The sequence below is a fragment of the Kitasatospora sp. NPDC086009 genome, from assembly GCF_044540385.1.
Lineage (GTDB): Bacteria > Actinomycetota > Actinomycetes > Streptomycetales > Streptomycetaceae > Kitasatospora.
Genome location: NZ_JBITSA010000005.1, coordinates 492,531 through 513,417, shown reverse-complemented (window position 1 = coordinate 513,417; position 20,887 = coordinate 492,531). Strand labels below are relative to the sequence as shown.

Annotated in this window: 4 protein-coding genes; all 4 read left to right on the top strand. The window is 75.6% G+C overall.

Annotated features, from left to right (window positions below; all coding sequences use genetic code 11):
* Positions 1-235: 235 nt before the first annotated feature.
* Complete coding sequence (locus ACIF6L_RS16390; RefSeq protein WP_396487591.1) at positions 236-1,456, top strand: response regulator transcription factor; 1,221 nt, start codon at positions 236-238, stop codon at positions 1,454-1,456.
* A 244-nt stretch (positions 1,457-1,700) separates the two neighbouring features.
* A complete protein-coding gene (locus ACIF6L_RS16385; RefSeq protein WP_329491259.1) occupies positions 1,701-2,333 on the top strand; it encodes an NAD(P)H-dependent oxidoreductase in 633 nt (210 codons plus the stop codon).
* A gap of 200 nt (positions 2,334-2,533) precedes the next feature.
* Positions 2,534-3,727 carry a cytochrome P450 gene (locus tag ACIF6L_RS16380; protein WP_329491260.1) on the top strand — a complete coding sequence of 398 codons (1,194 nt, stop codon included), beginning with the start codon at positions 2,534-2,536 and terminating at the stop codon, positions 3,725-3,727.
* A gap of 32 nt (positions 3,728-3,759) precedes the next feature.
* A complete protein-coding gene (locus ACIF6L_RS16375; RefSeq protein WP_396487588.1) occupies positions 3,760-20,808 on the top strand; it encodes a type I polyketide synthase in 17,049 nt (5,682 codons plus the stop codon).
* The last annotated feature ends 79 nt before the right edge of the window (positions 20,809-20,887 follow it).

Below are 20,887 nucleotides of genomic sequence, written 5' to 3'. Positions count from 1 at the left end.
CACCACCGGCACGATCGTGTTGCAGGCCCCACATTCCCATGTCGAATCGAGTGGCGTCCGACGATGCCCGCCGAGCAGCCGGGCAGGACAGGGCGGTACCGATTCCGAGTCGGAGGATACAGTGTCATTTCGGACTTACACGGCGCCCGGTCCTTCCCTGCAGTTATCCGACGAAGTCGTCCAGTTGGCGGCGCGTTCCGCCCAGTCGTGGCTCGACGGCCAGCTCGGTAGGAGTATGGATCTGGCTGCCGCCGCCACGGGCCGGGCGCAGGCCGGAGCGCCGGGCTCCTGCTCGCTGAAGGCGAGGATCTGGCACGCGACGCTGTTGACCCGCGTCCGCGGTCTGGGGGCGGCTACCAACATGCTCGCCGACGACACGTCACCTGTCCACGGATCGAACCAAGTTGAGAAGCGCGCCGCTCATTTGCTGTGCGAGGCGGAGCTGAGCCTGGCCAAGGGCGAGCTCGACCGGGCGGTCGCCTCGGCCCAGGCCGGTCTCCGGCTGGCCCAGCAGGCCGGCAACCGGTCGCTGAACCCGAGCGGGTTCCTCGTCATGGCGGTCAGTACGACCCGGCAGCTGGACCTCACCACCGCCCTCCAGTACGCGAACCGGCTGCGGGACCACGCCCTGCTCGGACGCGCGAACCTGATGGCCGGGCAGTGTGCCTGGGCCGTCGCCCAGGTGCTGGAGGCCCGGGACGGGACGGAGAGCATCGCCCACCTCCTGAAGGGGCTGGTGCACGACGGTGCGCTGGCCCGGGAGTTGCTGGTCTCGCAGCCGGCGGCGGCGGCCTGGCTGGTCCGCGCCGCGCAGCGGCTGTCGGACGACGAGATCGCCGTCCGGACGGTCACCCAGGTCAACGAGCTGGCGGCGCGCAACCCCAGCTTCCGCACCGTCCAGGCGGCGTCCGCGCACGCCATCGGCCTGTTCGAGCGGAACGCCGCGGCCCTGGAGCGGGCCGCCGGCCTGCACCTGGACCGGTGGGCGCAGGCCTCCGCGCTGGAGGACGCGAGTGCGGTGCGGTTCGCCCGCCGCTCCGAGCAGGACCAGGCCGTCGAGCTGCTGAAAGGGGCGGCGGACGGCTACGGGGCGGTCGGTGCCTCCCGGGACGTCCTGCGGGTGCGCAGCAAGCTCAGGGAACTGGAGGGCAACAGCGGGCAGTTCTCGCGCCGCCCGAGCCGGACCAGAACGATGGCCAGCCAGTTGACCGACACCGAGTACGCGGTGGCGGAGCTGGTGAGCCAGGGACTCACCAACGGGCGGGTGGGGCGACAGCTCTTCATGTCCCCGCACACGGTGGCGTTCCATCTCAAGAAGATCTTCCGCAAGCTCGACGTCGCCTCCCGGGTGGAGCTGGCCGGCACCTGGAACCGGCTCGTGGAGGAGCGGACGACCGAATTGGGCGCGGAGGCCGCGTTCGTGCCCGAGGTACCGGCCGGGCGGTTGGCCGTGTGAGGCCCGCGCGCCGGTGCGACGGTGTGCGGACGTTCGCGGAACGGGCCCTTCCGACGGGGCCGCCGCGGCGTGCCGCCCGGCCGTCCGGGCCGGCGCGTGGGCCCGCCGCGCGGCTCCTCACGGGCCGGTGGCCACCCGCGCTACCAGACTGAGGGATGCCCGTCCGGGGCGTTTCTCCTTAGACTCGAAGAGCGTTGGAAAAGCAGTTCTCGGTGAATCGCTCAGGACAATCCAGGGGCCCTTTGTGTCTTCTCTTCTCCACATTGATTCGAGCATCCGCGCCACCGGCTCCGTGACGAGGCAGTTGTCGTCGTATTTCGCCACCCAGTGGCGCCAGAACCACCCCGGTGACGGTTACACCTACCGGGACCTGGCGGCCCAGCCGGTGCCGCACATCACCCACGCGGTGCGCGAGTCGCTCCTGGACCCCAGCCGTGACCACGGGCTGGCGCCGGCGGAGAAGGCGCTCACCGAGGCCGTGGTGGCCGAGGTCCGCGAGGCGAGCACGATCGTGCTCGGCGTCCCGATGTACAACTACGCCGTGCCGTCGACGATCAAGTCGTGGATCGACCTGCTGGTCAGCCCGGCCCACATGGTGCCCCCGGGCGCCGAGTCGGGCCCGCTGAGCGGCAAGACGGTCATCGTGGTCACCGCCCGCGGCGGCTCGTACGCGCCGGGCACGCCGCGGGAGGGCTGGGACCACCAGGAGCCCTACCTGCGCGCGGTGCTGAGCTCGATCGGCCTCGCCGACGACCTGAAGTTCGTGCACGCCGAGCTGACCCTCGCGGCGATCGTGCCGGCGATGGCGGCGCTCAAGCCGCTGGGCGAGCAGTCCCTGGCGAACGCCAACGAGACGCTCAAGAAGCTGGCTCTCTGATTCCACGGAACGGCCCGGCCGTCATTCGCGGCCGGCGGGAACATCGCGGCGGGCTTGTGCCGGATTCGCCGCGTGATTCGCCGTGCCCGCACACCGGTGCGGGCCCGGTGAATTATCCGGGAAACGGCTCCGTACCGAACCGGCGGGGCTGCCGTTTTCGTGCGCAGGGATATTTCGACCCGAAACGGAGAAGGTGCGTCATGAGCGAGGCGATCTCTTACGAGGATGCCTGGGCGCGGACTGACAAGTTCGACCCGCCGGCGATATTCGACGAGCTGCGGAAGGAGCGCCCGCTGGCGCGGATGGTCTACCCCGACGGGCACGTCGGGTGGATCGCCACCAGCCACGAGCTCGCCCGGCAGGTCCTGAGCGACCCGAAGTTCAGCCACAACCTGGAGATCGGGCACTTCCCGGTCACCAAGTACGGTGGCCCGGTACCGCAGTTCCCGGCCATGCCGGGGATGTTCATCCACATGGACCCGCCGGAGCAGACCCGGTTCCGCAAGCTGCTGACGCGCGAGTTCACCGGGCGCACGATCAACCAGCTGACGCCGCAGGTCGAGGCGGTGGCCGCCGAGCAGATCAAGGTCATGCGCGAGCACGGCAACTCCGCCGACCTGCTGGAGACCTTCGCCAACCCGCTGGTCCTGCGGGTGCTGTCGGACCTGATCGGCCTGCCCTACAGCGAGCGGGACCGCTACGCCGAGGCGCCGGCGGTCATGAACAACCCGTTCGGTGACGCGCAGGAGTCGATGGCCGCGTTCGCCCAGGTGGGCGCGTTCATCCACGAGACCATCGCGCGCAAGAAGGCGGAGCCCGGGGACGACATCCTGAGCCGGCTGATCGCCACCGGGGAACTCAGCGACGAGGAGCTGGGCAACATCACCGCCCTGCTGCTGTTCGCCGGTTACGAGACCACGGAGGGCGCGCTGACGGTCGGCGTGTTCGCGCTGCTGCACCACCCGGAGCAGCTGGCCGCCCTGCGGGCCGACCCCTCGAAGATCGACGACGCGGTGGAGGAGATCCTCCGCTACATCACCGTCAACCAGTACGAGATCTTCCGGACCGCCCTGGAGGACCTCGAACTCGGCGGCCACGCCGTGAAGAAGGGCGAGACGGTCACCGTTTCGCTGCCGGCCGCCAACCGTGACCCGGCGAAGTTCGGCTGCCCCGCCGACCTCGACCTCTCCCGGGACACCGCGGGCCACGTGGCCTTCGGCTACGGCGTCCACCAGTGCATCGGCCAGAACCTGGCCCGACTGCAGCTGCGGGTCGGCCTGCGGGCCCTGCTGGAGGCCTTCCCCGACCTGCGCCTGGCGGTGCCGGCGGACGACGTCCCGCTGCGGACCCACGGGTCCGTCTTCGCTGTGAAGTCCCTGCCCGTTTCCTGGTAACTCCCTGCTCTCCGGAAGGAGTTCGCGGTAAGGTGCGCCCCGATCTGATCACCCCGCTCCCGGTCATCCTCCGGGAGAACGCGGTCCGTTTCACGGACAAGATCGCTTTCGAGGACGACCGGCACGCGGTCACCTACGGAGAGCTCGAAGCACGGACGCGGAGGCTGGCCGGTCACCTGGCCGGCCTCGGCGTCCGGCGCGGGGACCGGGTGGCACTCTGCCTCGGCAACTCCGTCGCCATGGTGGAGGGCTATCTCGCCGTCGTGCGGGCCGGCGGCATCGGCGTGCCGGTGAACCCGCGGGCCACGGCGGCCGAGACCGAGTACCTGCTGACCGACAGCGGCGCGGTCTTCGCGCTGACCGACACCGGTCACGCAGAAACGTTCCTGCGATTGCTGCCGGCCCCGGCCGGTGCGTCCGGCGTGCTGGTGGCCGGCCCGGCCCCGGCCCCGGCGGGCACCCTCTCCTTCGACGAACTCGCCGTCACCGAACCCGTCACCGAGGCCCCCGACGACCTCGGACTGGACGAGGTGGCCTGGATGTTCTACACCTCGGGCACCACCGGCCGGCCCAAGGGCGTGCTGTCCACCCAGCGCAACTGCCTCTGGTCCGTGGCCTCCTGCTACGTGCCTGTGCCGGGCCTGTCCGAGCACGACCGGGTGCTGTGGCCGCTGCCGCTCTTCCACAGCCTCTCGCACATCGCCTGCGTGCTCTCCGTCCCGGTGGCCGGTGCCACCGCCCGGATCATGGACGGCAGTTCCGCGGACGACATCCTGACCGCGCTCCGCGAGGACCGCTCCACCTTCCTCGCCGGCGTCCCCACCACCTACCACCACCTGGTCACCACCGCCCGGCGGACCGGTCTGTCGCTGCCCGACCTGCGGATCGGGCTGGTCGGCGGCGCCGTCACCGGCTCCGAACTGCGCCGCTCCTTCGAGGAGGGCTTCGGGGTGCCGCTGGTCGACGCCTACGGGAGCACCGAGACCTGCGGCGCGATCACCATCAACCCGCCGGACGCCGCCCGCGTCGAGGGCTCCTGCGGCCTGCCCGTGCCGGGCGTCGGCGTGCGGATCGTCGACCCGCGCACCGGCCTCGACGTCGCGGCCGGCGAGGAGGGCGAGGTCTGGGTCAGCGGACCGAACGTCATGGTCGGCTACCACAACAGCCCGGAGGCCACCGCCGCGGCGGTGCGGGACGGCTGGTTCCACACCGGCGACCTGGCCCGGCGGGACGAGGCCGGGTACTTCACCATCTGCGGCCGCCTCAAGGACCTGGTCATCCGCGGCGGCGAGAACATCCACCCCGACGAGGTCGAAGCCGTCCTGCGCACCGTCGAGGGCGTGGCCGACGCCGGGGTCGCCGGGGTGGCGCACGACACGCTCGGCGAGGTGCCCGTCGCCTGGGTGGTCCCCGGGCCGGCCGGCCTCGACACCGCCGCGCTGATCGACCGCTGCCGCGAGCGGCTCTCCGCGTACAAGCTGCCCGAGCGGGTCTACGAGGTCGCCGGGATCCCCCGGACGGCCTCCGGGAAGATCGTCCGGCGCCTGCTGGCCGAGCAGCCCGCCCGGCTGCGCTACGCCGCCGACGGACACCATGACGCCCTGCTGGCACCGGCCTGGGTGCCGGCGCCGCCCGCACCCCCGGCGGCCGCCGGAACAGCCGCACCGGGCTGGGCGGTGGTCGGCCCGGCCGACGCGCTCGTCACCGGCCTGCGGGCCGCCGGTGTCGACGTCCGGCACCACCCCGACCTCGCGGCCCTGGACGCCGCCGTGGCCGCCGGCGAGCCGGCTCCCGGCGTGACCCTGCTCGACCCGGTGGCCACCGCCGCCGAGGGCCGTGCCTCGGCCACCCGGCCGGTCCCGGCCGGGGCCCGGCTGGTCCTGCTCACCCGCGGCGCGGTGACCGCCACCGAGGGGGACGCCGCGCCCGACCCCGCGGGCGTCCCGCTCTGGGCCGTCGCGCGCTCCGTCCAGGCCGGCAGTGACCGCCCCGAGGCCGTGACCGTCCTCGATCTCGACGCCCGGCCCGGCGCCGAGGTGTCCGCCCCGGAGCTGCTGGCCGCGGTCGCCTCCGGTGAACCCCAACTCGCCCTGCGGGCCGGGCAACCGCTGGTCCCACGACTGCTCCCGGTGCCGGTCGCCGACCGTCCGCTCGGCGCCGGCCCGGCCGGACTCGGCGCGACCGTGGTGGTCACCGGGGCCGACACCCCGGCCGGCGCCGCTCTGGTGCGCCACCTGACCACCGCGTACGGGGTGGAGCGGTTGCTGCTGGTCGACGCGCCGGACGCGGGCGAGCCGCTGGACGCCGACCTCCCCACCGGGCTGGAGCTCGCCCGGGTGACCGCCGACGGCACGGACCGGGCCGCACTGCGGACGGCGCTGGCCGGCCTCGGCCACCCGGTCACCGCCGTCGTGCACGCCGCCGGGGACCAGGCCCTCGCCCGGGCCCTTGACGAGCTCACGGCCGACACCGGGCCCACCGCCTTCGTCGCCGTCACCGGCACCGCCGCCGTGCTCGGCTCCCCCGGGGCCCCGGACACCGCCGTCGCCGAGGCGCTGACGGAGGCACTGGCGCACAGCCGCCGGCTGCGCGGGCAGGCCGGCTCGGCCCTCGCCTGGAGCACCGGCTACCCGGTGGCCGACGCCACCGAGGAGGCCGGGGCCCGGCACCTGCGGGACGGGCTCGCCGCCTTCGACCTGCTGATCGAGACCGGCGCCCCGGCGCTGGTGGCGCTGCGGACCGGCCCGCTCGACCCGGACGGCCGGGTGCCGGCGGTCCTGCGCGCCCTCGCGGCCACGCCGCCGCCCGCCGCCCGGCCCGACGAGACCGTCACCGCCGACCTGCGCGCCCGCCTGTCGGGCCTGGACGAGCGGGCGCAGCTCGCCCTGCTCGAAGAGCTGGTCCGCACCCAGGCCGCCGCCGTGCTGAACCGGCCCGGCACCGGCGCCGTCCCGGCCGGACAGGCCTTCCGCGACCTGGGCCTCACCTCGCTCGCCGTCGTCGAACTGCGCAACCGGCTGACCGGGAGCACCGGGCTTCGCCTGCCCGCCACCGTGAGCTTCGACCACCCGACGCCGGAGGCGCTGGCGGCCCATTTGCGGGCCCGCGTCCTCGGCCTGCGGGAGGCCCCGGAGCCGGCCGGCCGGGCGGTGCCCGCCGATCCGGACGAGCCGATCGCGATCGTCGGCATGGCTTGCCGCCTGCCGGGCGGTGTGACCGGCCCGGAGGAACTGTGGCGGCTGGTCCGCGAGGGCCGGGAGGCCCTGTCCGGCTTCCCGGAGGACCGTGGCTGGGACTTGGACGCCCTGTTCTCCGGCGATCCGGAGCAGGCCGGCACCTCCACCGCCGACCGCGGCGGGTTCCTGCGCGACGCCGGTCTGTTCGACGCCGGGTTCTTCGGCATCAGCCCGCGGGAGGCGCTGGCGATGGACCCGCAGCAGCGGTTGCTGCTGGAGGCGTCCTGGGAGGCGATGGAGCGGGCCGGTATCGACCCGGCCGGTCTGAAGGGCGCGGACGTCGGGGTGTTCTCCGGCGTCATGGGCCAGAGCTACGGCGCGGGCGGCGCGGCGCCGGCGGAGCTGGAGGGCTTCACCGCCACCGGTACGGCGTCGAGCGTGGCCTCGGGCCGGGTCTCCTACGTGTTCGGGTTCGAGGGCCCGGCGGTGACGGTGGACACGGCGTGCTCGTCGTCGCTGGTGGCCATGCACCTGGCCGCGCAGGCGCTGCGGCGCGGGGAGTGCTCGCTGGCGCTGGCCGGCGGCGCGACCGTGATGGCGACCCCGGACACTTTCGTGGAGTTCTCGCGGCAGCGGGCGCTGGCGACGGACGGCCGCTGCAAGTCCTACGCGGACGCGGCGGACGGCACGGGCTGGGCCGAGGGCGCGGGCGTCGTGGTGCTGGAGCGGCTCTCCGAGGCGCGGGCCAACGGGCACCACGTCCTGGCGGTGCTGCGCGGCAGCGCGATCAACCAGGACGGCGCGTCGAACGGTCTGACCGCGCCCAACGGGCTCTCCCAGCAGCGGGTGATCCGCAAGGCGCTGGCCAACGCGGGCCTTTCCACCGCCGAGGTGGACATCGTCGAGGGGCACGGCACCGGCACGGTGCTGGGTGACCCGATCGAGGCGCAGGCCCTGCTGGCCACCTACGGTCAGGACCGGCCCGCCGAGCGGCCGCTGCGGCTCGGCTCGCTGAAGTCGAACATCGGCCACACCCAGGCCGCCGCCGGGGTCGCCGGTGTGATCAAGATGGTGGAGGCGCTGCGGCACGGCGTCATGCCGCCCACCCTGCACGTGGACGCGCCGTCCACCCAGGTGGACTGGACGGCGGGCGCCGTCGAGCTGCTGACCGAGGCCCGGGACTGGCCGGAGACCGGGCGCCCCCGGCGGGCCGGCGTCTCCTCCTTCGGTGTCAGCGGCACCAACGCCCACCTGATCCTGGAGCAGGCCCCCGAGGGGGAGCCGGCCGAGGTCGAGGCCGGCCCCGCGGGTGTGCTGCCGCTGGTGGTCTCGGCGAAGAGCGCGGCCTCGCTGGCGGGCCAGGCCGGGCGGCTGGCGCCGTTGGTGACGGCCGGCGACCGGGCGGCCCTGGCCGGTGCGCTGGTCACCCGGCGGGCGCTGCTGGACGAGCGTGCCGTGGTGGTGGCCGGCACCTCGGAGGAGGCGCTGGCAGGGCTGGCCGCGTTGGCGCGCGGGGAGTCGGCGCCGGGGTTGGTGACGGGCAGTGTGTCCGGTGCGGGCCGCACCGTGCTGGTCTTCCCGGGGCAGGGTTCGCAGTGGGTCGGGATGGGGCGTGAACTGCTGGACGCCTCGCCGGTGTTCGCGGAGCGCGTCGAGGAGTGCGCCCGGGCTCTGGAGCCGTTCGTCGACTGGTCGCTGGAGGACGTGCTGCGCGGTGAGGCCCCGGCCGAGCTGCTGGAGCGCGTCGACGTGCTCCAGCCGGCGAGCTTCGCGGTGATGGTCGGTCTGGCGGCGGTCTGGGCGTCAGTGGGTGTGGTGCCGGACGCGGTGGTCGGCCACTCGCAGGGGGAGATCGGGGCGGCCTGCGTGGCGGGTGCGCTGTCGTTGGAGGACGCGGCGCGGATCGTGGCGGTGCGCAGCCAAGTGATCGCCGGGAGCCTGGCCGGTCGCGGGGGGATGGCGTCGGTGGCGCTCTCCGAGAGCGAGGCGCTGACTCGTCTGGTGCGCTGGGCGGACCGCGTCGAGGTCGCCGCCGTCAACGGCCCGGCCTCGGTGGTCATCGCGGGTGACGCCGAGGCGCTGGACGAGGCGCTGGAGGTCCTGGCGGCCGACGGTGTCCGGGTGCGCCGGGTGGCGGTGGACTACGCCTCCCACACCCGTCATGTCGAGGCGATCGAGGACACCCTCGGCGAGGCCTTCGCGGACATCCGCAGCCAGGTGCCGCGGATTCCCTTCTACTCGACCGTCACGAGTGCTTGGGTCACCGAGGCCGGCGTGCTGGACGGCGGGTACTGGTACCGCAACCTGCGCGGCCAGGTCCGCTTCGGCCCCGCCGTCGCCGCCCTGCTCGAAGCGGGCCACACGGTGTTCGTGGAGTCGAGCGCCCACCCGGTGCTGGTCCAGCCGGTCAGTGAGATCGTGGACGAGGCCGGGGCCGAGGCCCTGGTCACCGGGACGCTGCGGCGGGACGAGGGCGGTCCGCGCCGACTGTTCCTGTCGATGGCCGAACTCTTCGTCCGCGGCATGGCCGTGGACTGGACGGGCGTGCTGCCCACCGGCACCGCCCGCGTCGAGCTGCCGACCTACGCCTTCGACCACCGGCACTACTGGCTGCGGACCACCCGGGCCACCGACGCGGCCTCGCTCGGCCAGGCCGCCGCCGACCACCCGCTGATCGGCGCGATCGTCGGTGTGCCCGGCTCGGGCGGCTTCATGACCACCGCGCGGTGGTCGCTCGGTGCGCACCCGTGGCTCTCCGAGCACGTGGTCGGCGACACCGTCCCGGTACCCAGCGCGGCGCTGGTCGAGCTGGCCGTCCGGTTCGGCGACGAGGTCGGCACCCCGACCGTCGCGGAACTGACCGTCGACCGGCCGGTGGTGCTCCCACTGCGCGGGGGGCGCGCCGTCCAGATGACCGTCGGAGCGGCCGACGACACCGGGCGGCGCGCCGTCGAGGTGTACTCCCGCGCGGACGACGCGCCGCTGGACGCGGAGTGGACGCGCCACGCCCACGGCACCCTGGCACCCGCCCCGGCGGACACCCGGGCCGCCCGGCCCGCCGACGGCCCGGTGACCGAGGTCTCGCTGGACGACGCGGCCGGCCCCGCCGACCGTTTCGGCCTGCACCCGGCGCTGCTGGACGCCGCCGTGCGCACCGCCCTCCCGGAGGGCGCGTTCGCCGCCGAGTGGCGCGGGGTGACCCTGCTGGCCTCGGGCGCCACCGAGCTGCTGGTCCGCACCTCCGGGACGACGGACGAGGGGGCCCGGCTGGAGCTGAGCGACCCGACCGGTGCGCCGGTGCTGATCGCCGATGCCGTCCTCGCCCGGCCCTACGCGCCGGAACAGGCCGGTTTCGCAGGGGAGTTGACGCAGGACGCGCTGTTCCGGCTGGAGTGGTCCGAACTGCCGCTGCCCGCCGTGGCAGAGGCCGCCCCCGGTACCGCGACGATCGCGACCGCCGGGGACGTCGAGACCCTCGCCGCGTCCGACGGTCCGGCCCCGGAGGTGCTGCGGTACGCCGTGGAGCACCCGGGGGGTGATCCCCGGGCCGCCGTGGCCGCCGCGCTGGCCGTCCTCCAGGCCTGGCTGTCCGCCCCCGCGCTGGCGCAGTCCCGGCTGGTCGTGTCGGTCAGCGGGGACGGGACCGACCTCGCGACCGCCGCCGTGTCCGGTCTGCTGCGCTCGGCGCAGTCCGAGCACCCGGACCGCATCGTGATCGCCGAACTCGACGACTCCGCCGCCGCGTTGCTGCCGGCCGTGCTGGCCAGTGGCGAACCGCGGGTGCGGGTCCGGGCGGGTCTGGCCGAGGTACCCCGGCTGGTCCGGGCCACCGTCCCGGAGCGCACCACGGGGACGCCCGGAGCCGGGACCGCCGAAGCCGGGACGCCCGGAGCCGAGGCGCCCGGAGCCGGGACCGCCGCGGGCCTCGACCCCGCCGGGACCGTCCTGGTCACCGGCGGGACCGGGACGCTCGGCGCCCTGGTCGCCCGGCACCTGGTCACCGCGCACGCCGCCCGCCACCTGCTGCTGGTCAGCCGCCGCGGCCCCGCCGCCGAGGGCGCGCAGGCGCTGCGCGAGGAACTCGCCGCGCTGGGCGCCACCGTCACCGTCGCCGCCTGCGACACCGCCGACCGCGCCCAGCTCGCCGCGCTCCTCGCGGCGGTACCGGCCGGGCACCCGCTGACCGCCGTCGTGCACACCGCCGGCGTCCTGGACGACGGCGTGGTCACCGCGCTGACCCCGGACCGGGTCGACACCGTGCTGCGGCCCAAGCTGGACGCCGCGCTCCACCTGCACGAGCTCACCCGGGGCCTGGACCTCGCGGCCTTCGTGCTGTTCTCCTCGGCCGCCGGCGTCCTGGGCAACCCCGGCCAGGGCAACTACGCGGCGGCCAACGCCTGCCTGGACGCCCTGGCCGAGCTGCGCCGCGGGCTCGGCCTGCCCGGCGTCTCGCTCGCCTGGGGCTACTGGAGCCAGGCCAGCGGCATGACCCGCCACCTCGGCACCGCCGACCTCCGGCGCACCAGGCGGCTGGGCATGGCCGGGCTGTCCGACGCCGAGGGGATGGCCCTGCTGGACGCCGCCCTGCGCGCCGGCGCCGGGACGCCCGCCGCCCTGGTGGCCGCCAGGTTCGACCTGCCCGCCCTGCGCGCGGCCGCCCGCAGCGGCCCCGTGGCACCGCTGCTGCGCGGCCTGGCACCGGCCGGACGGCGGACCGTCCGCGCCGCCGCCGGCCCCGACACCGGCTCCCTGCGGGACCGGCTCGCCCGGCTGGGCGAGGCCGAGCGGACCGAGCAGCTGGTGGCCCTGGTGCGCCGGCACGCCGCCGAGGTGCTCGGCCACGCCGCCCCCGACGCCGTCCGGGCCGACCGGGCCTTCAAGGAGGCCGGCTTCGACTCGCTGACCGCCGTGGAGCTGCGGAACCGGCTGGCCTCCGCGAGCGGCCTCACGCTCTCCTCGACCATCGTCTTCGACTACCCGAAGCCGGTCGCCCTCGCCGAGCACCTGCGCGTCAGGCTGTTCGGCAGCACCGCCCCGGACGGCGCCGGGACGGGCCGAGCGAGCGCCGCGGCCGTCGACCCCGACGAGCCGATCGCGATCGTGGCGATGTCCTGCCGCCTCCCGGGCGGGGTGCACAGCCCCGAGGACCTCTGGCGGCTGGTGGCCGACGGGGTCGACGCCGTCACCGAGTTCCCCGAGGACCGCGGCTGGGACATCGAGCGGCACTACGACGCCGACCCGGACAGCGCGGGCAAGACCTACGTCCGCCACGCCGCCTTCCTCGACGACGCCACCGGGTTCGACGCCGGCTTCTTCGGCATCTCGCCGAACGAGGCGCTGGCGATGGACCCGCAGCAGCGGCTGCTGCTGGAGACCTCCTGGGAGGCCTTCGAACGCGCCGCGATCGACCCCACCGGCCTGGGCGGCCAGGACATCGGCGTCTTCGTCGGCGTCAACAGCCACGACTACACCGTGCGGATGCACCAGGCGGCCGGCGTCGAGGGCTTCCGGCTCACCGGCGGCTCCGGCAGCGTCCTGTCGGGCCGCGTCGCCTACCAGTTCGGCTTCGAGGGCCCGGCCGTCACGGTCGACACCGCCTGCTCCTCCTCGCTGGTCGCCCTGCACCTCGCGGCCCAGGCGCTGCGCCGGGGCGAGTGCTCGATGGCGCTGGCCGGCGGCGTGATGGTGATGGGCAACCTGGAGACCTTCGTGGAGTTCTCCCGGCAGCGCGGGCTGGCCCCGGACGGCCGCTGCAAGGCCTTCGCGGACGGCGCGGACGGCACCGGCTGGGCGGAGGGCGTCGGCGTGCTGCTCGTCGAGCGGCTCTCCGAGGCGCGCCGGCGCGGCCACCAGGTCCTGGCGGTGATCAGCGGCAGCGCGGTCAACCAGGACGGCGCGTCCAACGGTCTGACCGCGCCGAACGGGCTCTCCCAGCAGCGGGTGATCCGCACGGCGCTGGCGAACGCGGGCCTCTCGCCGGCCGAGGTGGACGCGGTCGAGGCGCACGGCACCGGCACCGTCCTCGGCGACCCGATCGAGGCGCAGGCGCTGCTGGCCACGTACGGGCAGGACCGCGTGGACGGGCAGGAGCCGCTCTGGCTCGGCTCGGTCAAGTCGAACATCGGCCACACCCAGGCCGCGGCCGGGGTGGCCGGGGTGATCAAGATGGTGATGGCCATCCGGCACGGCGTCATGCCCCGGACGCTGCACGTGGACCGGCCCTCGACCCATGTGGACTGGTCGGTGGGCGCGGTCGAGCTGCTGACCGAGGCCCGGGACTGGCCGGAGACCGGCCGCCCGCGCCGCGCGGGGGTGTCCTCCTTCGGCATCGGCGGGACCAACGCGCACGTCCTGGTGCAGCAGGCGCCGGCCGACGCCGCCGCCGTGCCGGAGCCCGCGCCGCCGCAGGACCCGGCCGACGCCGCCCAGGCGCCGCCGGTGCTCGTCCCGGTGCCGGTCTCGGCCAGGTCGGCGGCCGCGCTGCGCGGCCAGGCGGGGCGGCTCGCCCGCTTCGTCGACGACCGGTCCGACGTCCCGCTGGCCGGGACGGCCCACGCGCTCGCCACCGCCCGGGCCGGGCTCGACCACCGCGCGGTGCTGCTGGCGAGTGACCGCCGGCAGCTGGCCGACGCCCTGCGCGCCCTCGAAGCGGGCACGCCCGACGCCACGACCGTGGTCGGCAACGCCGCCGCCGACGACGGCAGGCTGGCCTTCCTCTTCACCGGGCAGGGCAGCCAGTGGGCCGGGATGGGCCGCCGCCTCGCCGAGGCTTTCCCGGTCTTCCGGGACGCCTTCGCCGCCGCCTGTGCCGCCGTCGAGCGGCACCTGGACGGCGCGTCGACGCGCCCGCTGCACGAGATCGTCTTCGCCGACCCCGGTACGGCGGAGGCCGCGCTGCTCGACGAGACCCTGTACACCCAGGCCGGTCTCTTCGCCCTGGAGACGGCGCTGTTCCGGCTCTTCACCTCCTGGGGCGTACGGCCCGACCTGCTGGCCGGGCACTCGATCGGCGAGCTCGCCGCCGCCCACGCCGCGGGCATCCTCGACCTCGCCTCGGCGGGCGAACTGGTCGCCGCCCGAGGGCGGTTGATGCAGGCACTGCCGGCCGGCGGCGCGATGGTCGCGGTGCGGGCGACCGAGGCCGACGTCGCGCCGCTGCTGGCCGGCGCGGCGGGCGTGGTCGGTGTCGCGGCGGTCAACGGCCCCGACTCGCTGGTGCTCTCCGGCGCCGAGGACGCGGTGCTCGCCGTCGCGGCCGAGCTGGCCCGGACCGGTCACAAGACCCGGCGGCTCGCCGTCAGCCACGCCTTCCACTCGGCCCTGATGGAGCCGATGCTGGCGGAGTTCGAGGCGGTCGCGGCCAAGCTGAGGTACCGGCCGGGCAGCATCCCCGTGGTCTCCACGGTCACCGGCCGGCTCGCCGAGGAGGGGCACTTCGGGACGGCGGCGTACTGGGTCGACCAGGTGCGCGACGCCGTCCGGTTCGGCGACGCGGTCACCGCGCTGCGCGACCAGGGCGCCGCGACCTACCTCGAACTCGGCCCGGGCGGGGTGCTGACCGCGATGGCGCTCGGCACGCTCGGCGAGCGGCAGGCCGGCGGCTGCGTCGCCACCCTGCGCGGCGACACCCCCGACGACACCGCCGTCCTCACCGCGCTCGCCGAACTGCACGTGCGCGGCGTGGACGTGGACTGGCCCGCCGTCCTCGGCCGGCCGGTCAAGGCGGTCGGCGCCGAACTGCCCACCTACGCCTTCCAGCACGAGCGGTACTGGGTCGAGAGCGGCGCCGCCGCGGACGCCGAGGCACTCGGCGCCCGCAGCACCGGGCACCCGCTGCTCGGCACCGTCGTCGACGTCCCCGGCGAGGACGGCGGCACCGGCGTCGTGCTCACCGGGCGGCTGACCCGGCGCAGCCGGGGCCTGCTGGTCGACCCGGCCGGCGCCGGTGACACCGCCGTCCCGGCGGCCGTGCTGCTGGACCTGCTCGTCCTGGCCGGCAGCGAGGCCGCCAGCGGCGCCGTCCGGCAGCTCACCGTGGCGACGCCGCTGGTCCTGCCCGGCCACGGGGACCTCCAGCTGCGGGTCTCGGTGGAGGCCCCGGGCACGGACGGCCTGCGCCGCGCCGGGGTGCACTCCCGGCCGGCCGGCCCGGAGCAGGGCCCCTGGGTCTGCCATGCCCGCGCCCTGCTGGCCCCCGGGCTGCCGCAGCCCGGCTTCGACCTGCGGGACTGGCCGTCCGCCGAGGACGTGGCGGACACCGCCGAGGCGGCGGACACCGCCGAGGCCGCGGACACCGCGTCCCCCGCCGCGAAGGTGGCCGGCGTCCGCAGGCTCTGGCAGCGCGACGGCGGGCTCCTCGCCGACATCGAGCTGCCCACCGAACTCCTGGCCGAGGCGCAGGCGTTCACGCTCCACCCGGCACTCGTCGACACCGCGCTGAAGGTCCTCGCCGCGCACACCGGAGGCGACGCCGACGGGCGCGACCGCGAGCCGGCCGCCTGCGCCGAACTCGCCGTGTACGCGGAGGGCGCCGCCACCCTGCGGCTGCGGATCACCCCGGCCGAGGGCGGCCGCCACCTGCTGGAGCTGGCCGACGCGGAGGGCGAACCGGTCGCCACCATCGGGCCGTTGACGCCGGCGGGCACCGACGGGGCCACCCGTGCCGACGCGGTTCCGGCGGCCCCGGCGGACGCCCCGCTGGCCCGGCGCGTGGTGCGGCGCGGTGTGGCGGCCGGTGGTTCGACGGCCGCCCGCCTCGCCGACCTCGCCCCGGCGGAACAGCACCGCCGGCTGATGGCGCTGGTGCAGGAGAGCGCCGCCGCCGTCCTGGGCCACCAGGGCGCCGACTCCTTCGACGCCGGCCAGCCGTTCCGCGAGCTCGGCTTCGACTCGCTCAGCGCCGTCAAACTCCGCAACCGGCTGCAGGACTTCACCGGCCTGTCCCTGCCGACCAGCCTGGTCTTCGACTACCCGACCCCGGCCGCACTGGCGGACCACCTGCGCGGCGAACTGCTCGGCGAGCGGCCGGCGGACGGGCAGGCGGCCACGGCGGCCGCCACCGACCCGGACGAGCCGATCGCCATCATCGCCATGAGCACCCGGCTGCCGGGCGGCGTGAACACCCCCGAGGAGCTCTGGACCATGGTCGCGGAGGGGCGGGACGGGCTCTCCGCCTTCCCCACCGACCGGGACTGGGACGTCGACAAGCTGTACCACCCGGACCCGGCCCACCCGGGCACCAGCTACACCCGGGTCGGCGGATTCCTGCACGACGCGGCCCAGTTCGACGCCGGGCTGTTCGGCATCTCGCCGCGTGAGGCACTCGCCATGGACCCGCAGCAGCGGCTGCTGCTGGAGACCTCCTGGGAGGCGCTGGAGCGGGCCGGGATCGACCCGCTCTCCACCCGGGGCCGCGACATCGGCGTCTTCACCGGCATCGTCCACCACGACTACGTGACCCGGCTGCGGCAGGTGCCCGACGACGTGCAGGGCTACGTGATGACCGGGACGTCCTCCAGCGTCGCCTCGGGCCGGGTGTCCTACGTGTTCGGCTTCGAGGGCCCGGCGGTCACCGTGGACACGGCCTGCTCGTCGTCCCTGGTGGCGATGCACCTGGCCGCGCAGGCGCTGCGGCGCGGCGAGTGCTCGATGGCACTGGCCGGCGGGGCGACCGTGATGTCCAGCCCGGACGCCTTCCTGGAGTTCTCGCGGCAGCGCGGCCTCTCCGCCGACGGGCGCTGCAAGGCCTACTCGGCGACGGCCGACGGCACCGGCTGGGCCGAGGGTGTGGGCGTCGTGGTGCTGGAGCGGCTCTCCGAGGCGCGGCGCAACGGGCACCGGATCCTGGCGGTGCTGCGCGGCAGCGCGGTGAACCAGGACGGCGCGTCGAACGGCCTGACCGCGCCCAACGGCCCCTCGCAGCAGCGGGTGATCCGCCGGGCGCTGGCGAACGCGGGCCTGAGCGCCGCCGAGGTGGACGTGGTCGAGGGCCACGGCACCGGCACCTCGCTGGGCGACCCGATCGAGGTCCAGGCCCTGCTGGCCACCTACGGCCAGGACCGGCCCGCCGACCGGCCGCTGCGGCTCGGCTCGCTGAAGTCCAACATCGGCCACACCCAGGCGGCGGCGGGTGTCTCCGGCGTGATCAAGATGGTGGAGGCGATGCGGCACGGCGTGATGCCCGCGACCCTGCACGTCACCGAGCCGACCCCGCAGGTGGACTGGGCGGCGGGCGCCGTCGAGCTGCTCACCGAGGCGCGGGAGTGGCCGCGCGACGGCCGGCCGCGCCGCGCGGCGGTCTCGTCGTTCGGTGCGAGCGGGACCAACGCGCACGTGATCCTGGAGGAGGGCCCCGAGCCGGTCCCGGCGGAGCCGGCCGACGGGCCCGCGCCGGACGCGGTGGTGCCGCTGGTGGTGTCGGCGCGGAGCGCCGCCTCGCTGGCGGGCCAGGCCGGCCGGCTGGTGGCCTTCGTGGAGTCGGCGCAGGCCGCGCCGCTCACCGGAGTCGCCGGGGCACTGATCGCGCGGCGGGCGGTGCTCGCCGAGCGCGCGGTGGTGGTGGCCGGTTCGCGGGACGAGGCGCTGGCCGGGTTGGCCGCGCTGGCCCGGGGCGAGCGCAGCCCCGCCGTGGTGACCGGGACCGCCGCGTCCTCCAGCGGACCGGGCCGCACCGTGCTGGTCTTCCCGGGGCAGGGTTCGCAGTGGGTCGGAATGGGGCGTGAACTGCTGGACGCCTCGCCGGTGTTCGCCGAGCGGGTGGCGGCGTGCGCGGCGGCGCTGGACCCGTGGGTGGACTGGTCGCTGGTGGACGTGCTGCGCGGGGACGCGCCGGCCGAGCTGCTGGACCGGGTGGACGTGCTCCAGCCGGCGAGCTTCGCGGTGATGGTTGGTCTGGCCGCCGTCTGGGCCTCGGTGGGCGTGCTGCCGGACGCCGTGTTGGGCCACTCGCAGGGCGAGATCGCGGCGGCCTGCGTGGCCGGTGCGCTGTCGCTGGAGGACGCGGCGCGGATCGTCGCGGTGCGCAGCCAGGTGATCGCGGGCAGCCTCGCCGGGCGCGGCGGGATGGCCTCGGCGGCGCTCTCCGAGGCCGACGCGCTGGTCCGGCTGGCGCCGTGGGCGGACCGGGTGGAGGTCGCCGCGGTCAACAGTCCGACGTCCGTGGTGGTGGCCGGTGACGCCGAGGCGTTGGACGAGGCGCTGGAGGTCCTGGCGGCCGACGGTGTCCGGGTGCGCCGGGTCGCGGTGGACTATGCCTCCCACTCCCGGCACGTCGAGGCGATCGAGGACACCCTGGCGGAGGCCTTCGCGGACATCCGCAGCCAGGCCCCGCTGGTCCCGTTCTTCTCCACCGTCACGGGCGAGTGGATCGACGGGGCGGGCGTGCTGGACGGCGGCTACTGGTACCGCAACCTGCGCGGCCAGGTCCGCTTCGGCCCGGCCGTCGCCGCCCTGCTCGGCCAGGGCCACACCGTCTTCGTCGAGGCCAGCGCGCACCCCGTACTGGTCCAGCCGGTCAACGAGATCTTCGACACCGCCGAGGACGACAGCGTCCGGCTGCGCGCCGTCGTCGGCGGCACGCTCCGCCGCGAGGAGGGCGGGCCGCGCCGGCTGCTGGCCTCGATGGCCGAACTCTTCGTTCGGGGCGTCGCCGTGGACTGGACCGGCATCCTGCCCGCCGGGGCCGACGCCCCGCTGGCGGAGCTGCCGACCTACGCCTTCGACCGCCGGCACTTCTGGCTCCAGGAGGGCGGGACGCCCGACGACGCCGCCTCGGCGGCCGAGGGCGCGGACGCCGACTTCTGGGCGGCCGTGGAGCAGACCGACCCCGACTCGCTCGCCCGGCTGCTCGAGCTGGCCGCGGCCGACCAGCGCGAGGCGCTGCGCACGCTGACCCCCGTCCTGGCCGACTGGCGGGGCCGGCGGCGGCGCCGGTCCAGCGCCGAGAAGCTGCGCTACAACGTCACCTGGCGGCCGCTCGAACGCGAGGCCGTCGGTGTGCCGAGCGGCCGGTGGCTGGTGGTCGTCCCGTCCGGGCGACCGGCGGACGCACCCGTCGACGGCCTGCTGGCCGCGCTGGCCGCGCAGGGGCTCGACCTCGTCACCCTGGAGGGCGCGGCCGAGGAGACCACCCGTGCCCGCCTCACCGAACGGCTGACCGCCGTGCTGGCCGAGCAGGACGTGACCGGCGTGCTCTCGCTGCTCGCGCTCGACCCGGGGACCACCGGGCCGGACGTGAGCGCCACGGTGGCCACCCTCGCGCTGATCCAGGCGCTCGGCGACGCCGCGCCCGGCCGCCCGCTCTGGTGCCTCACCCGGGGCGCCGTGAACATCGGGATCCAGGACACCCTCACCGCACCGGCGCAGGCCGCGCTGTGGGGCCTGGGCCGGGCCGCCGCGCTGGAATTCCCCGACCGCTGGGGCGGTCTGATCGACCTGCCCGCCGCGCACGACGCCCGGACGGCGCAGTACCTGCTCGGCGCGCTGAACGGCGCCGCCGGCGACGACCAGCTCGCCGTCCGCCGCTCCGGCGTCTACAGCCGCCGGCTGGTCCGCAAGGCCGCGCCGGAGCCCACCACGGGCGGCTGGCAGCCCAGCGGCACCGTGCTGGTGACCGGCGGCGCCGAGGGGCTCGGCCGCAACGCCTCGCTCTGGCTGGCGGAGTCCGGCGCGAGCCGGCTGATCGTCACCACCGGCCCCCGGACGGCCGAGGAGGACCTGGCCGGGCTGCGGGCGGAACTCGCCGCACTGGGCACCGGCACCACCGTGGTGGCCTGCGCCGACGCCGATCGGGACGCACTCGCCCGGCTGGTCGCCGAGGCGCCCGCGGACCAGCCGCTCACCGCCGTGCTGCACGCGGCCGACATGGCCTGGACCGGCTCCGTCACCGACACCGGCGCGGCGGACCTCGCCGAGGTCTTCGCCGCCAAGGTGGACACCGCCTTCTGGCTCGACGAGCTGTTCGCCGACACCCCGCTCGACGCGTTCGTCGTCTTCTCCTCGATCGCCAGCGTCTGGGGCGGCGGCGGGCAAGGCGTCTCCGGCGCGGCCAACACCGTGCTGGACGCGCTGGTCGAGTGGCGTCGCGGACGCGGCCTGCGGGCGACCTCGATCGCCTGGGGCGCCCTCGACCAGGTCGGCGCCGGGATGGACGAGGCGACCCTCGCCCAGCTGCGCCGCCGGGGTGTCCTGCCGATGGCTCCGCAGGTCGCGATGACCGCCTTCGAGCAGGCGGTGCGGGCGCACGAGAAGTTCGTCACGGTGGCCGACATGGACTGGGACGCCTTCATCCCGGCGTTCACCTCCGTCCGGGCCAGCCCGCTCTTCGCCGACCTCCCCGAGGCCGACGCCGCGCTGCGGGCCTCCCAGCCGGACAGCGGGAACAGCGACACCACCTCCTCGCTGGTGGACTCGCTGCGGGCCGTCCCGGAGGCGGAGCAGGGCCGGATCCTGCTGAAGCTGGTCTGCGGCCACGCCGCGACCGTCCTCGGCCACAGCGGCGCCGAGAGCATCGGCCCGCTGCAGGCCTTCCAGGAGGTCGGCTTCGACTCGCTGGCCGCCGTCAACCTGCGCAACAGCCTGCACGTCGCCACCGGCCTGCGGCTGCCCGCGACCCTGATCTTCGACTACCCCACCCCGGACGCCCTCGTCGGCTACCTGCGCGCCGAACTCCTGCGGGACACCGGCGACGACCTCGACGGGCGGGAGGACGACCTGCGGCGCGCGCTCGCGGACGTCCCGTTCGCCCGCTTCAAGGAGGCCGGCCTCCTGGACACCCTGCTCGCCCTCGTCGAGACCGAGGACGCCCCCGCACCCGACGCGGCGGCCGAACCGGCCGAGGACGACGCCGACCTGATCGATGCCATGGACGTCGCCGACCTGGTGCAGCGCGCCCTCGGCCGGAACTGACCCGGACGCCCGGCGACCACCGGTTCAACCCCGAACCGCCCCGAACCGCCCCGAACCGCCCCGAACCGCCCCGATGACC

Coding starts and splice junctions, on each gene's coding strand:
- ACIF6L_RS16380 (WP_329491260.1), top strand. CDS start 2,534: ATGAGCGAGGCGATCTCTTACGAGGATGCCTGGGCGCGGACTGACAAG.
- ACIF6L_RS16390 (WP_396487591.1), top strand. CDS start 236: ATGGATCTGGCTGCCGCCGCCACGGGCCGGGCGCAGGCCGGAGCGCCG.